This window comes from Peribacillus sp. NPDC097224, assembly GCF_044761985.1.
Taxonomy (GTDB): Bacteria; Bacillota; Bacilli; order Bacillales; family DSM-1321; genus Peribacillus.
In genome coordinates this window covers 22,497-36,914 of record NZ_JBIWDK010000018.1, presented here as the reverse complement: position 1 = coordinate 36,914, position 14,418 = coordinate 22,497, and the positions used below count along the sequence as shown (strand labels likewise).

The following is a 14,418-nucleotide window of genomic DNA, read 5'->3' as shown; positions in this document are numbered from 1 at the left end:
CGTTCCCATTCCGAACACGGCAGTTAAGCTCTTCAGCGCCGATGGTAGTTGGGGGTTTCCCCCTGTGAGAGTAGGACGCCGCCAAGCCATTTCAAGGTCAGCCATTAGGCTGGCCTTTTTTGTGTTAATTTTCCAAGACGTGAAAGATACATTTGAAAAATGAGAGTATTGCAGCAATATGATGATATCTCCTATCATTCTTTTTTAGCATGCGCATCCGGGCTTCTCACAGACGTTAGGAGATTAGGGGGCAGAATTCTTCGTTTCTATAAGGAAATATGTTAAACTTAACTTAGTTCTGAAACTGTCATTGGGGGAATAGCCTATGGATACCTCTGCTAAAGATGAAATGATTTCTTCATTTGCTGGATGGTTGGAAGACCAAGGGAAATCAGCTAATACGATTAAAACGTATACAGGTGTTCTTTCTCAGTTTTGTGAACAGACACAAAAGGTACTAAGGGAAATTAATTCTGAGGATGTTCAATTGTATCTTGATTATTTAGAAAATTGCAAGAAAAGTCCAGGGACAATAGAAAAGCATTATAATGCTTTGAATGTCTTCTTTAAATTTTTAGCGAAGCCACAAATTATGCTTTCTGTTGAGCGTAAGGTAAAGGAATCTAAAAATGAAGCACCTGAGTCACTAAGCATCAAAGATCAAGAAGCTCTTTTGAAGGATATAGAGGCAGAAGGAAATCCTAGGAATGTCGCCATTGTTTATCTTTTGTTACATACTGGCATTCGTGTTTCGGAGCTATGTGATTTAAATGGAAGTGATGTTATCATGGAGGGCAATCGGAATTATATTCTTGTCCGGAATGCAAAAGGTGAAATTGACAGAACCGTTCCGCTAACAGATTTAGCAGTGCAGTATGTGAGAACCTATCTCTGTTCACTGAAGGAAAAAGCAGACCCATTGTTTATCTCAAGCTATAATCAAAGAATCACGCCGAGGTCGGTACAATACATTTTAAAAAAATACAATGTACACCCACATAAATTACGTCATACATTTTGCCAGAGACTAGTGGATAATGGTATTGATATACAAACTGTTTCCAAGCTAGCAGGCCATAAGGACTTAAACGTGACGAAGCGTTACTTAAAAGAAAAATCATTGAACCTGGAAAACGCAATAGATCAAACCTTTACTAAAAACTAAATGTTCAATAAATCTTAAGGGAACGGGGAAACTCGTTTCTTTTTTTGTTTTCACTGCCTTCTCCCTTTTACCCAATTTCATGATTACTTCGTATACGACCGGAACGATAAGTAAGGTAAGCAATGTAAAGCTCACTAGTCCATCCATTACGGTAATGCCAACTCCTTGTGAAATAAGGTCGCTTCCTTCTGTGCCAATTGCGAGAGGAATCAATGCGCTAATCATGGACAAGGCTGTCATCAAGATCGGACGAAGACGGGTTGACCCAGCTTCGAGAGTCGAGAGGCCGTTTTCTTCGTTTTTAAGTACACGATCGACCAATACGATGGCGTTGGTTACCATAATCCCCATTATCGGTATTACTGAAGAAGAAGCCAAAAACGTACTAAAAAAGGAACAATTCCTTGGTCTCTTAAACGTAAGCCCGTAATCAAATAACGCATATAAAACGCCAGGCACCTTCGGTACGATAAACGTATCAATCAAAGGAGGTGCCATCCTTATGTCCACAAACAAATTAACCATTGTTCCAGTAAAACTCGATCCTTTTCCAACTGAAACTACTTCGTTTCATTCTTCTGAATACACTGCTGTACTAGGCTGTGTTATTAAAACAGCTGAAGCTGAAATAACTTTCTTCAATGGCGTAGATGAGCACATTATCCAAACCATTATGAAGGAGCTGAAGAGTCGATAAAGCATGATTTTACGAGTGTGCAAAACATCTATATTATTTGTGGAAAGACTAATAACATTTGGTAATTGACTATAGGATGAATTTTTTGATTGGGTTGATCGCTCGCCTTTCTTCGGAAAAAATGCCATACATTCGCACTCATCGGGTCCTTATTTTGTATATGTTTTTTTGCTACGAATCGTAACAATAAAGTAAATAAATGTAGGTGGACGATTGCCTGTAAGTTTGTTGATAATATAATTTGGAGGTATGAAAAAAATGATTAATATGAATATTAAAGCATTGCGTATACAGCATCAACTTACACAAGAAGAAGTAGCAGAACGTTTAAATGTGTCTCGACAGGTGATAGCTAAATGGGAAAAAGGGGACTCTACACCCGATATCCAATATTGTATGGAGCTCGCGAAGCTTTACAATGTTACATTAGATAATCTTGTTCGTTTTAAACAACAAGAAAATGGCTTCGGTGTACCACCGAAAGGAAAGCATTTTTTTGGTACAGCCACACTAGGTGAACGAGGACAAATTGTTATACCTAAAAAAGCACGGGAACTGTTTCAATTAAATCCAGGAGATATGCTAATTATCTTGGGGGATGAAGAGCGTGGTCTTGCGATTGTACCTGAACAAATGTTGAGTAGCTTTTTCAATATGGTAAACCTAAATTTTAAACAGGAGGAAGATAAATGAACAACGCTATTACAATCAACTCCCTAACGAAAACATATGGTACTAAAAATGCTGTTGACCACGTCTCTTTATCAATTCAAGAAACGGAATTATTTGGCCTTCTTGGTGTTAATGGTGCAGGGAAAACGACATTGATTAAAATGCTTTCGTGTCTAACAAAGCCTTCGAGCGGAGATGCAACATTGTTAGGGAAAAGTATTATAAATGAGCCAGAGCAAGTACGTACTGCGATTGCGGTATCCCCACAAGAGACGGCGATTGCACCCAATCTAACGGTACGTGAAAATTTAGAGTTAATGGCTGGAGTACACGGCTTTAATAAAGAGAAAACAAAGATAATAATTGATGAAATGCTTGCTCAGTTTTCATTGCAGCCTTTTGAAAAGCAACGCAGCAAAACATTATCAGGTGGTTGGCAACGCAAATTGAGCATCTCTATGGCTTTAATTAGTGAGCCGCGGATTTTATTTTTAGATGAGCCGACACTTGGATTAGATATTATCGGACGCCGTGAACTTTGGGCTTTAATAAAAAAACTGAAGGAAAAAACAACCATTATATTAACGACGCATTATTTAGAGGAAGCAGAGGCATTGTCTGACCGTATTTGCATTATGAAAGACGGGCAAATTAAAGCAATTGGTTCGGCTCAAGAGCTTATTGAAAAGGCTAACACAGTGAGCTTTGAGGATGCATTTGTGTATTTTGTAACGGAAGGTGATATCCAATGAGAATGCTCGTATTTGCAAACAGAACGACAAAGGAAATTTTAAGGGACCCACTATCACTCTTTTTTGGAATCGGCTTCCCGGTTGCGTTATTACTGCTGTTATCCGCAATTAATCGTAGCATTCCAGTTGATCTTTTTAATGTTGATTCACTAACTCCTGGTATCGCGGTATTTGGTCTATCCTTTATGGCTCTCTTTGCCGCACAAGTTTTATCGAAAGACCGAGCAAGCTCATTTTTAACAAGGCTTTTCACAACACCTATGACATCAACAGATTTTATTATGGGCTATTCTTTACCTTTACTAATGATGTCGATTGTACAGGGAATTTTTTGTTATATTGTTGCGATGTTTATGGGGTTAGCCATCTCTCTTTCTATGATTGTGGCACTAGCTTTACTCATTCCAACATCAATTATTTTTATAGGGATTGGGCTATTATGTGGAACGCTGTTAAGTGAAAGAGCAGCTGTAGGTATTTGTGGAGCACTACTGACCAATTTATCTGCATGGCTTTCGGGCGCATGGATTGACTTAAACCTGATTAGTGGCCTATTCAAAGACGTTGCATTTATTTTACCATTTGTTCATCAGTCGAAATGGGAAAAGCTGCTCTTACTGGTGAATACGGTGATATTTCCCCTCATATCTGGTGGGTGCTTGGTTATGCCATCATCATATCGGTAGTAGCAATTGCAATGTTTAAAAAGAAAATGCAGGCAGAATAATTATAATAAAGAAAGCAAAGAACCCAGAAAAATTAATTTTCGGGTTTGTTTAGCACTTTCCTCCATGACAAACTGCCTCACTTTTTACATGGTATCTTAAAATTTACTTAAGAAAACCCTGCTCAAGCTTAAAGCAGTAATGAATGGAAGCAAAACCCATTATTGATGAATTTTTTGATTGGGTTGATTGCTCGCCTTTCTTCGGTATCAGTACCTGGTGAAGTTAATAACGGAATTACCTAATGTACCGTTTTATGAACATCTTAAACAGCTTTTTTTTGCTTATTATATCTATACCATCCAAATAACAAACCAAGTATAGCTGTTATTACACCATATTTAAGCAAGATAATTATGTATTCCATGGGAGACAAATAGGATGTTTCAGTCACATCAAAACTCACTCGTGTAACTTGTTCATACCTTACAAATAAAATTCCTATACCTATTCCCATAAAAAACTATATATAGCGCTTTTTCTAAGTATTTTTTCCATTTTAATATCCCCTTATAATTCATATACTAACTATTCAATTAGGAATGGAAAAACACCTTTTTTTAGCAACTTGCCAGGTAAACATTAACTATGAGGAAATAAACCCAGTTAACATAATCCCCATAAGCATAAGTATGTTGCCAATTTTCTTATTGAATTGGTTAGATTCAATCATTGAGGGGTTACTGAAGGGCGACGATCCTTTATTGAATCCAGTTACCTGGACCTGACTGTTCAGCGTATGTACTTGACCCTAAAGCGTAGATTGACCTGACGATAGATAAACTCTTAAGGATGAAGTCGGGGGATGGAGCAGGATATGGGACTGGTAAAGATACAGAGGCTTTAGAGGTGATTAGAGAGGTCTTTTTAAAAAAAGACCAAATGGTGTCATCTTGGAAGGTTTTTTGCTTTATCTGTAAAAGGACGAGACTAGAAGTACCCTTTGTTCCAAGCTCATCATATTAATGAAAGATCATTTGCATATACACTCATGACGTTTTGGAAGGTGCTGCCGCCTCTTTTTTTTATTTTTTATACGTCTTTCTTCATATTAATAATTTAATTGCTTCAACTATTCATGATTGAGTTTTAAAAGGAGGAAAAAAGGAAAAAGTAAAGGGAAGCGTAGCGTAGCGTAGCTATTCATTAAACGGGGGGGAACAGGATATGAGATGGAAAAAAGGAATGCTGATCTATAACGAATGTGCAGGAAATAGTAAGGTGGAAAAGGCATTAGAGGAATGTCTCCCTATTCTGACACCCCAAATTGATGAATTTCTTATTCTTCAGACCAAGGAAAAGGGTGATGCTGACAAGTTTTGTTCGGAATATGGAGAAGGTATGGACGTAGTATTCGTTCTGGGAGGAGATGGAACGGTGCATGAATGTGTGAATGGTCTTTCTCCACTCGAACATCGACCGCTTTTGGGAATATTACCTGGAGGGACGTGCAATGATTTCTCCAGAACCTTGGAAATACCTCAAAATATCCGTCGTGCGGCGGAAACTATAGTGAACGGAAATGTCCGTATGATCGATGTGGGGAAGGCGGACGATCATTACCTTTTGAATTTTTGGGGTATTGGACTGATTACCGATACGTCAAACAATATAGATGAACAAGAAAAAAGTAAATTCGGGAAGATTGGTTATTTTTTAAGTGCAATTAGAACGATAGGCGATCAAGAACCGTTTCCTTTTAGAGTCGAATATGATGAAACGTGTGTCGAAGGAAAAGCTGTCATGATTTTAGTCTTGAATGGTAATTTTATCGGAACGAATTCAATGCCTTTTTCAATGGTCCAGCCAGACGATGGGCTGTTTGATATCGTCATAGTGAAAGAATCGAGCCTAAGTGTATTTAGGGAGATCTTAGCCATGAAGAGTTCGTTGACTGAAAGTGTCAGCTCAGAGTCAGGTGTCATGTATGTCCAGGCAAGAAAATTGAAGGTGGAAACCGAATTACCTCTCGAAGTCGATATGGATGGAGAGATTTATAATCAGACGCCTACACAGATAGAAGTTCTGAAACATCATCTTGCTTTTTTGTCTCCTAGCTCAGGAGTATAACAGAATCAGACGCATTAAGAGTATATATTTATATTTATTCCTCCTTATTTCTGCATTTGTTTACAAAATAAGATAAAATATAAAATGATATTTCATTTTTTGCAGGAGGAACATACATGATATACCAGGTCCGATTGTTAAAGGGTATTTTTGAACCGCAAAGAAGCCGTTACCAATTGCAAAATGCGGAAGCGGTCACACGACTTTTCTGGAAATTAATAGGATTATATTTTCTTAGTGTCTTAGTTTTTTCAGTAAGTGGATATTTTGGAATTGGTTCAGAATCATTTTCTAAAAATATTACGAAGATGGATGTAAGTGAATTTGAAACGGGAAAATTACTGATTGTAATTGGAAATATGATTGCAGGATTGTTTTATCCTTCTATTTATATCTTTTTAGCTTCTTTATTCTTTTGGGTAGTATTGGATATCCCATACATAAAAACCGTGATTGTTCAAATGATTACGCTTAGTCTGCACTTACTGGAGAAGGTTTTGTTAATTCCCCTTTTTGTTTTGATGGATATTGGGCATGATGCCAACCCCTTTTCACTTGGAGTCATCAGCCAGTACTTCATTCGAAGCGATTACTTTATTCATTTTTTTAGTGAAATCACCATTTTTCAAATTTTAATCATTTCTTTACAATATTATTATTTGAAGGTATATACGGAACGAAGCAAGGCCTTTGTCTTATCAATGATTATTCTATTTTATATTGCCTCGTGGTTTGCTAAAGCATTTTTAGCATATCTACAAGTTGGCGTATTCGTATAAGGCGGTGAGAAAAATGAAAAAGTGGAAATTAGCAGCCCTATCAGTAGCATCTTTGGCCTTGATATCGGGTAATATTTACTTGATTGAAAAAAAAGACAGTAAAGTGGAACGGACCGTTTTTACCGAAAGATGGACACAAGTTAAGAAAGATACCATAACTGAAACATTTCAAACAAAGGGAATCTTTAAACCGGCAGAAGAATATGATGTTTATTTTGATGCTAAAAACAATGATTTTCGGAAATTCCTGGTTCACGAAGGGGACGAGGTAACGGCCGGAACATCCCTGTTTGAATACACTACAACCGAACTGGATGCACTAAAAGATAATTTGGAAGCGGAAAAGGCCGCAACCGAAGGAGAAATCGTCGGAATTGATGAGTACATAAATAAGTTGAAAGCTTATCAAAGTGGTCTGGCCCTGGATTCAAACAAAACGGTTATCGATGAGACAGTAGAAAAGAACCTAAATATAGACATCACCACTTCTTCCTCAGACTTAATTAAAAGTAATATTGAGCAGGAGATGTACAAGCAGGAACTTGAAAAAAGTAGCTTGAAGGAAAAAGTGGTCATGCTAGAAGCACAATTAAGCTCAATTGAGATGCAAACCAATGCCGTGGAGACGACAAGTGAAGCGGATGGTGTCGTGAAGAAGATCAATAAAAATTTAACGAATCCGATTATTTCAATTGCTTCGACAGAAATGGCCATCGAAGGTTCCTTCTCTGAAGAAGAGTTAAAGAAGGCAGAGGTAGGGATGGAGATAAAAGCTAGTTCTCCTGATTTGAAAAAGAGGTTGGGCGGAACCATCAGCCGTATACATCCTTATCCCAAAGAGGAGCCAACCCTAAAGGATGAAAATCGCTATACATTCGAAGCGGAAATTGTAACGGAAGCAGAGAATAAGGAAGCGCTATTAGACGGTTCAAAGGTCGACCTTACCGTTATAACGAATGTGAAGACGGGAGTCCCGACTGTTCCAACAGAAGCGATACATGAACGGAAGCAGCCGCATGTCTATAAAATGACCAATAAAGGGCATTTGAACCGACAATACTTTACAAAAGGGGCTCAAGCAAAAGGGAAGCAAGAGATGCTTAAAGGTCCAGCAGTGGGAGATGTCATCCTTTTAGAACCGAAAAAGGTAGTGAAGAACCACTCTTACTTCATTACCCCGCTCAAATTGGACAAGGTTCACTCTGCAACTTTTAAGAAACTATCCAAAAGGGAAAAAGTTAGATACATTTTACTAGGATTTTTGGAAAAATAATTTTCAGTTAAATCAAAAATGGCCATAATTTTTTTACTGTTAAAACTAATTACCTATTTAAACAATAAGTGTAAACCCACGTAGCACTCAATATTCTTAATCCCCTCTGTACTTTCGGAGTGTGGGGAAAGAAAATATATTTACAGATTAATATTTTTAGTATAATATTTTAATATAAGTTAGCTCGCTTAATCTTATAAAAAAGAACGGGGGAACCAATTTTGCGGATTATATTCGCTAGGGGTGAATTCAGAGATGAAAGGGCCATTGTGTTTCCGATTCCTAACCCGACAGCTAACCCCGTAAGCGTCTTCGAGGGAACATGTGTGAATAACACGCCAATAGGGAAAATGACACGTAGGGTGTCTTTTTTTTAAGCGTAAGGATAGAAGTTTTTCAATATACAGAAAAATTTTTCTCTTTTTATTAGTATCTTGTTTCCCTTACCGAGACAAATGTTTTTACATCAAAGACTATATGGAAGGTGAGGAAATTAAATGAAGAAATTCAAACTGAGTTTAGCAAGCCAAATATTCATTGGCTTAATTCTAGGAATTATCGTAGGTGCTATATTTTATGGAAGTGAGACGGCACAAAGCTATCTACAACCATTAGGTGATATCTTCCTACGTATGATTAAAATGATCGTCGTTCCAATTATCGTTTCTAGCCTTATTGTTGCAGTTGCAGGCGTGGGCGATATTAAATCAGTAGGGAAATTAGGTGCCAAGTCACTATCCTACTTTATAGTAGTAACACTAGTTGCAATAGGCGTAGGTTTATTATCTGCCAATATTATTCAGCCTGGCGCGGGCGTAAATATGGGTGAGCTTGAACAAACGGATATTTCCACTTATGTTGACACAGCAGAAACTAAGCAACACGAATCCTTTATAGATACAATCGTTCATATTGTCCCATCTAATCCGATTAAAGCAATGGTAGAAGGCGATATGCTTGCAATCATTTTCTTCTCAGTCTTGTTTGGACTAAGCATTGCAGCTATCGGTGAAAAAGGAGTACCAGTATTCCGTTTCTTCCAAGGTGCGGCGGAAGGTATGTTCAATCTAACCAATATGGTTATGAAATTTGCTCCGATTGGGGTATTTGCACTAATCGGTGTGACAATCTCTAAATTCGGTTTATCATCACTAATCCCATTAGGAAAGTTAGCCCTTTCCGTATACGGAACGATGATTTTCTTCGTAGTTGTCATCCTGGGGCTCATTGCAAAATTTGTAGGCTTCAGTATCTTTAAGTTAATTGCCATTTTGAAAGAAGAATTGATCTTAGCATTTTCCACAGCAAGTTCAGAAGCGGTTCTTCCAAGAATCATGGAGAAGATGGAGAAAGCCGGTTGTCCAAAACATATTACGTCTTTTGTTATTCCGACTGGTTACTCATTCAACCTAGATGGTTCCACATTATACCAAGCTTTAGCAGCCATCTTCATTGCTCAAATGTACGGCATACATCTAAGTGCTTATGAGCAAATAACGCTAATGTTAGTGTTGATGATTACCTCTAAAGGAATTGCCGGTGTACCGGGCGTATCCTTCGTTGTACTTTTAGCAACATTAGGTACGGTGGGCATCCCAATTGAAGGACTTGCCTTCATAGCAGGTATTGACCGTATCCTTGATATGGGTCGTACTGTAGTAAACGTTATTGGTAACTCTTTAGCAGCCATCGTTATTTCCAAGTGGGAAGGTCAATTCAACCCTCCTGCCGAAAAAGGAAAACTCGAACAGGCTTCTTAATATAAGTCAAAACTCCAGGGTGATTGCACTCTGGAGTTTTTTTGTATTCAGATGAAAGTCGAAAACAACTTATTGATGGACGATCCAGAAATGGGAGTCAGGGGAAAAGTTCATAGCCATAACGCTTTCATTAAATGAATCTTGGTGAAAGGTTTCCAAAACAGTCAGTTGGGCTTCTTCTAGGCAATCAAGGACTTCCTGCTGACTCGGGATATGGAGATAGGCCTCTTCTTGGTGAGACTTTCCCTTTGTGAAGATATCACCGAACTCATATAGCCGTTCATCCTGTTTACTATCACACCAAATCATTTCTTCCTGTTCCCAAAAATTAAGATACCTTTCATTACTGTCGCGAATCGGTGTGGTGAATAGGAAACGGCCTCCTGGTCTAAGTATGCGTTTGATTTCTTTCAAAGCGAGAATGCGGTTTTTTCGTTGAGGGATTTTCATTAAACCATGAAAGGAAAAGAGTGCATGGTCGAATGACGAGTCGTTGAAAGGGATTTCCGTGGCATTCCCAAGAAAGAATGGAATCTCCATATTTTCATCTTGTGAAAACTTCCGGGCTTCTTGAATCTTGGAGGGTGAAGGGTCCAGTCCGGTTATATGATGAAACCCATTCTTGTATAGAGCAAAGGTCGTCCTCCCTGTACTGCATCCAATATCAAGGATGGAGTCGGCTTGATGAAAGTATTTATCGAATGCAAATTTTTCGAGTTCCCAAAGACCCCAATTTTTTGATGAATCGGCGACAGCGTCTTCCTGCAAGTGATTGATGAAATCGTCTTTTTCTATTTTATCCATCATTCATCCTCCAAGCTTTTATTTTTACTATAATATGGAAATTACTGCCTGTCTAGTTTCTTATTTTTACTACTATTTTATATACACTTCGTGAATATTAAAAAGTTTGATAAAATAGAACTATTGATGAAAGGCTCGGAGGGAATATAATCATGAAAAATGAAGGTAATGACATCTTATATATGCATATGCAGGCTTCCGAAAGATTTGTCCTTTTTAATGGCCTTAATTTTCGAGAATTCTCCTATTCCTTACCGCATAGCTTGAATTCCATCTTATTATTGAAACATCAATATGATGGTGGGGAGTACGATTTGAATGTCTTGCTGGAGAGCGTTTCATCTGAGAACGTTTATAAGCTACTTAAAGAGGATGTTCGTGCATATGGAGATTTCTGTTGGGTCGATTTTAAGGAAGCGGATTGTCTAGAAGAATTGGACGGCAGGGAATTAGCGGAACTCCTATATGTGGGGCATACCAAAAATCACTTAGAACCCCCTTTCTTTCACAAACTGAATAATCAATTTGTCTATCTGGCCCAAGATGATGGATGGTTTAATAAAATTTACTTTCGTTCGATTTCAACGTACTATAAGATGCTGGGAAATTTACTTCCGTTGAAGCTTGAACCATTGAAAGTCGAAAGAACATGGTTAGGAATGAGGAAGAAAAAAGAATTGCCTGCAATTCCTTTGGATATTATTTCTTCCCTGGCTCCTATATTGGCGGAAGGTATAGTTTTTTCTTTTAGACATGTGAAGATTACAAGGACCAAAATCGAGATCCCAGCATGGATCGTGGGAGATTATTTGAACATGGATGAGATGCATGATGATTTCTTAGATAGAAAAGAACAAGGACCTGATGCCTTCATTACTTTTCATCGTAAAGAAAAGGTTTGGGAGAGCGTTATCAACACGACGCTATATAAATAACTTCTTTAGCTAATTAAGGGTTTGGGTCGTAGGACTTGCAACTGGGTGCATAAACTTCTAATTATAGCTATAGAAGGGGGAACTTTCACTTTTCCCGTTTTAGTGTAAAGTGTTACAATGGAACATGGTTAAAAGAATATTGGAGGGTAATAACTCATGAAAACTAAACTTGGTTTGCTTTATGGTGGGAAATCTGCGGAACATGATGTTTCTTTGCAGACAGCTTTAGCAGTCATTAAAGCTCTCGACTTAGCAAAGTTTGACATATATCCGATTTACATAACAAAAGAAGGTTCTTGGGTAAATGGTCCAAAGTTGACTGGTCCGGCAAAATCCGTGGAGGAATTGGCTTTATCATCCGATAAATTGACTTCTCCTTTGTCATTGCAAGCCCATTTAACTGATGAAAATAGTGGGTCCACGGGTTATGATGTCATTTTCCCTCTTCTACATGGACCGAATGGCGAAGATGGAACAGTACAGGGGATGCTTGAGCTGTTGAATCTTCCTTATGTGGGAAATGGGGTACTGGCTTCATCCGCAGGGATGGATAAGGTCATCATGAAAAATATTTTTGCACAGGCGGGATTACCGCAAGTTAACTATACATGGTTCATCCGCTCGGAATGGGAGAGTAACACAGAACGGTCCATTGAGAAGGTGGAAGAAGTATGTGGGTACCCTTGTTTTGTAAAACCGGCTAATTTAGGCTCAAGCGTAGGAGTCAGCAAATGTAATAATGCTAATGAGTTGAAGAAGGCGGTCGCAGAAGCATTTCAATTCGATCGGAAAATCATCGTTGAAGAAGGAGTCATCGCCCGTGAAGTGGAGTTTGGCGTGATCGGGAATGATACCCCATCTTGTTCTGTGGCAGGAGAAATCATTCCTAAGACAGACTTTGACTTCTATGATTATTCAGCTAAATACGTCGACGGAAATTCAGCGATGGCCATACCTGCCGAAATAGAGGAAAGTCAATACAAAGCTTTATCTCAAATGGCAATCACAGCCTTCAAGTCATTGGACTGTTCCGGACTCGTCCGGGCCGATTTCTTTTTGACGAAAGATGGAAAGGTCTATATCAATGAAGTGAATACGATGCCTGGCTTTACGCCATTCAGCATGTTCCCGCTATTATGGAAGCACACGGGTCTTGAATATCCACAATTAATAGAAGAACTTGTGAAGCTTGCTTTAGAGCGCTATGAAGAAAAACAACAAATTAAATATACAGTGTAAGCGGTAATGTAAAGTGGGTTCCTGTATTTCAATTATACGCAGGACTTACTCTAGCAAGCAGGAATCGGTTCTCCATGCCGATTGCTGCTTAGTTTGGTTATAAAGAAAATGGAAGATTTAGTTTGATGAACGAAGGAGGAACGAAAGTGATAAAGAGAACGTTGAGACAAATATCTGAGATGGTAAATGGATTGAACGATAGTAAGGTATTTGAACCCATTGAAATTCATGGTGTAACCATCGATTCAAGAGCGGTTACGAAAGGATGCTTGTTCGTTCCGTTAAAGGGAGAGCAAGTCGATGGCCATCAATATGTCAGAAGTGCCATTGCGCAGGGAGCATCCGCTTCTTTTTGGCAGCAGGATATTCCGAATCCACCTACTGATTTACCAATCATCCTTGTGGAAAATACTGAAAAGGCATTACAGCAATTGGCACGCGCTTATCGGGACCAATTGAATATTAAAGTCATTGGAATAACGGGGAGCAATGGTAAAACCACTACGAAAGATATGACGGCTGCCCTGCTGGCCACTACCTATAAAGTCCATAAGACGAATGGTAACTTCAATAATCATCTTGGATTACCACTAACTATCCTATCCATGGATGAGGAAACAGAAGCAGCCGTTTTAGAAATGGGCATGAGTAGTCGTGGGGAAATCGAATTTTTATCCAAGCTAGCAAAACCAGATGTAGCCATTATTACAAATATAGGCGAATCGCATTTGTTGGATTTAGGCTCGCGAGAAGAAATCGCCAATGCGAAGCTAGAAATCGTGGAGGGATTGCCACAGGGCGGAACGCTTATTTACCATGGTGACGAACCTTTGCTGGAAAGCCGGATTCAAAAGCAATTCCCCCATTTACGTGTCCTATCCTTCGGACGTACGGAGCGGAATGACTTGTTCCCATTGACGATTACCCAAGAGGCAGACAGTACCTCGTTTACACTTGGTGGAGAGAATCAAGGTGACTATCAAATCCCGGTTTTGGGTCAGCATAACGTGCTCAATGCATTGGCTGCCATTCTTGCCGCAAAAGAACTGAATATAGGTAACGAATCCATCCATAAGGGCTTAGAAGCCATTCGCCTTACAAACATGAGGATGGAGATGGTCGAAGGCATAAATGGGCAGAAAATCATTAATGATGCTTACAATGCCAGCCCCACTTCCGTCAAGGCAGCAATTGAGCTGATTGAAGGTCTATCCGGTTTTAGGAATAAAATCCTTGTACTTGGAGATATGTTGGAGTTAGGAGCAAGCGAAAAAGATTTCCACTTGAGAATAGGTGAACTGATAGCGGTTGATCAAATTGATAAGGTCTTTACATATGGACCGCTTGCCGATTATATTGCTAAGGGTGCACGTAAAACATTTGCAGCTGAGAATGTTCAATCTTTTCAAGATAAACAACAATTAATAGAAGCGCTACAGACTTCTACTGATGCCCATGATTTAATTTTGGTCAAAGCTTCAAGAGGCATGAAGTTAGAAGAAGTCGTAAAAGCCTTGCAAAAATGATGAGAAATAGAGAAAGAGCCG

General features: G+C 38.8%; 13 protein-coding genes, 1 rRNA gene, 1 pseudogene and 1 riboswitch. Of the genes and pseudogenes, 13 read left to right on the top strand and 2 right to left on the bottom strand.

What is annotated here, in order from left to right:
* Positions 1-87: ribosomal RNA gene (rrf, locus tag ACIQXR_RS20320) — 5S ribosomal RNA — on the top strand; the annotation flags it as partial.
* A 238-nt stretch (positions 88-325) separates the two neighbouring features.
* Positions 326-1,165 (top strand): tyrosine-type recombinase/integrase, encoded by an 840-nt coding sequence (locus ACIQXR_RS20315; RefSeq protein WP_402876027.1) that lies wholly within the window; start codon positions 326-328, stop codon positions 1,163-1,165.
* On the opposite strand, the pseudogene ACIQXR_RS20310 reads toward ACIQXR_RS20315, so the two are convergent.
* Positions 1,118-1,513, bottom strand: a pseudogene (locus tag ACIQXR_RS20310) (efflux RND transporter permease subunit); the annotation flags it as partial. The gene ACIQXR_RS20315 and the pseudogene ACIQXR_RS20310 sit on opposite strands and share 48 nt — an antisense overlap.
* Before the next feature lie 154 nt (positions 1,514-1,667).
* Here ACIQXR_RS20310 and ACIQXR_RS20305 point away from each other — a divergent pair.
* The 8 genes from ACIQXR_RS20305 (at position 1,668) to ACIQXR_RS20270 (ending at position 9,893) form a co-directional block, all read left to right on the top strand.
* Positions 1,668-1,862: a hypothetical protein gene (locus ACIQXR_RS20305; RefSeq protein WP_402876025.1), complete on the top strand. Its 195-nt coding sequence runs from the start codon at positions 1,668-1,670 to the stop codon at positions 1,860-1,862.
* 249 nt (positions 1,863-2,111) lie between these two features.
* Positions 2,112-2,555: a helix-turn-helix domain-containing protein gene (locus tag ACIQXR_RS20300; protein WP_402876023.1), complete on the top strand. Its 444-nt coding sequence runs from the start codon at positions 2,112-2,114 to the stop codon at positions 2,553-2,555.
* Positions 2,552-3,286, top strand: a complete 735-nt coding sequence (locus tag ACIQXR_RS20295; RefSeq protein ID WP_402876022.1) for an ABC transporter ATP-binding protein — start codon at positions 2,552-2,554, stop codon at positions 3,284-3,286. The genes ACIQXR_RS20300 and ACIQXR_RS20295 overlap by 4 nt, the downstream gene beginning before the upstream one ends.
* Positions 3,283-3,972, top strand: coding sequence for an ABC transporter permease (locus tag ACIQXR_RS20290; RefSeq protein WP_403080592.1), 690 nt, complete (start codon positions 3,283-3,285; stop codon positions 3,970-3,972). Before ACIQXR_RS20295 ends, ACIQXR_RS20290 begins: the two co-directional genes overlap by 4 nt.
* 1,206 nt (positions 3,973-5,178) lie before the next feature.
* Positions 5,179-6,081 carry a diacylglycerol/lipid kinase family protein gene (locus ACIQXR_RS20285; RefSeq protein WP_402876018.1) on the top strand — a complete coding sequence of 301 codons (903 nt, stop codon included), beginning with the start codon at positions 5,179-5,181 and terminating at the stop codon, positions 6,079-6,081.
* Between the two features lie 116 nt (positions 6,082-6,197).
* The gene (locus ACIQXR_RS20280) at positions 6,198-6,860 is read left to right on the top strand and encodes a hypothetical protein (RefSeq protein ID WP_402876016.1); all 663 of its coding nucleotides are present in this window, start codon (positions 6,198-6,200) and stop codon (positions 6,858-6,860) included.
* Positions 6,861-6,873: 13 nt separating this feature from the next.
* Positions 6,874-8,133 (top strand): efflux RND transporter periplasmic adaptor subunit, encoded by a 1,260-nt coding sequence (locus ACIQXR_RS20275; RefSeq protein ID WP_402876014.1) that lies wholly within the window; start codon positions 6,874-6,876, stop codon positions 8,131-8,133.
* A gap of 175 nt (positions 8,134-8,308) precedes the next feature.
* A riboswitch (cyclic di-AMP (ydaO/yuaA leader) is annotated at positions 8,309-8,457 on the top strand.
* A gap of 173 nt (positions 8,458-8,630) precedes the next feature.
* Complete coding sequence (locus tag ACIQXR_RS20270; protein ID WP_402876012.1) at positions 8,631-9,893, top strand: cation:dicarboxylate symporter family transporter; 1,263 nt, start codon at positions 8,631-8,633, stop codon at positions 9,891-9,893.
* Positions 9,894-9,962: 69 nt separating this feature from the next.
* On the opposite strand, the gene ACIQXR_RS20265 is transcribed toward ACIQXR_RS20270, so the two are convergent.
* Positions 9,963-10,697, bottom strand: coding sequence for a class I SAM-dependent methyltransferase (locus ACIQXR_RS20265; protein ID WP_402876010.1), 735 nt, complete (start codon positions 10,695-10,697; stop codon positions 9,963-9,965).
* A 152-nt stretch (positions 10,698-10,849) separates the two neighbouring features.
* Between ACIQXR_RS20265 and ACIQXR_RS20260 the strand changes: the two genes are divergently transcribed.
* The 3 genes from ACIQXR_RS20260 (at position 10,850) to ACIQXR_RS20250 (ending at position 14,397) form a co-directional block, all read left to right on the top strand.
* The gene (locus ACIQXR_RS20260; protein WP_402876009.1) at positions 10,850-11,632 is read left to right on the top strand and encodes a hypothetical protein; all 783 of its coding nucleotides are present in this window, start codon (positions 10,850-10,852) and stop codon (positions 11,630-11,632) included.
* A 156-nt stretch (positions 11,633-11,788) separates the two neighbouring features.
* A complete protein-coding gene (locus ACIQXR_RS20255) occupies positions 11,789-12,871 on the top strand; it encodes a D-alanine--D-alanine ligase (protein WP_402876007.1) in 1,083 nt (360 codons plus the stop codon).
* 146 nt (positions 12,872-13,017) lie between these two features.
* Positions 13,018-14,397: a UDP-N-acetylmuramoyl-tripeptide--D-alanyl-D-alanine ligase gene (locus tag ACIQXR_RS20250; RefSeq protein WP_402876005.1), complete on the top strand. Its 1,380-nt coding sequence runs from the start codon at positions 13,018-13,020 to the stop codon at positions 14,395-14,397.
* The last annotated feature ends 21 nt before the right edge of the window (positions 14,398-14,418 follow it).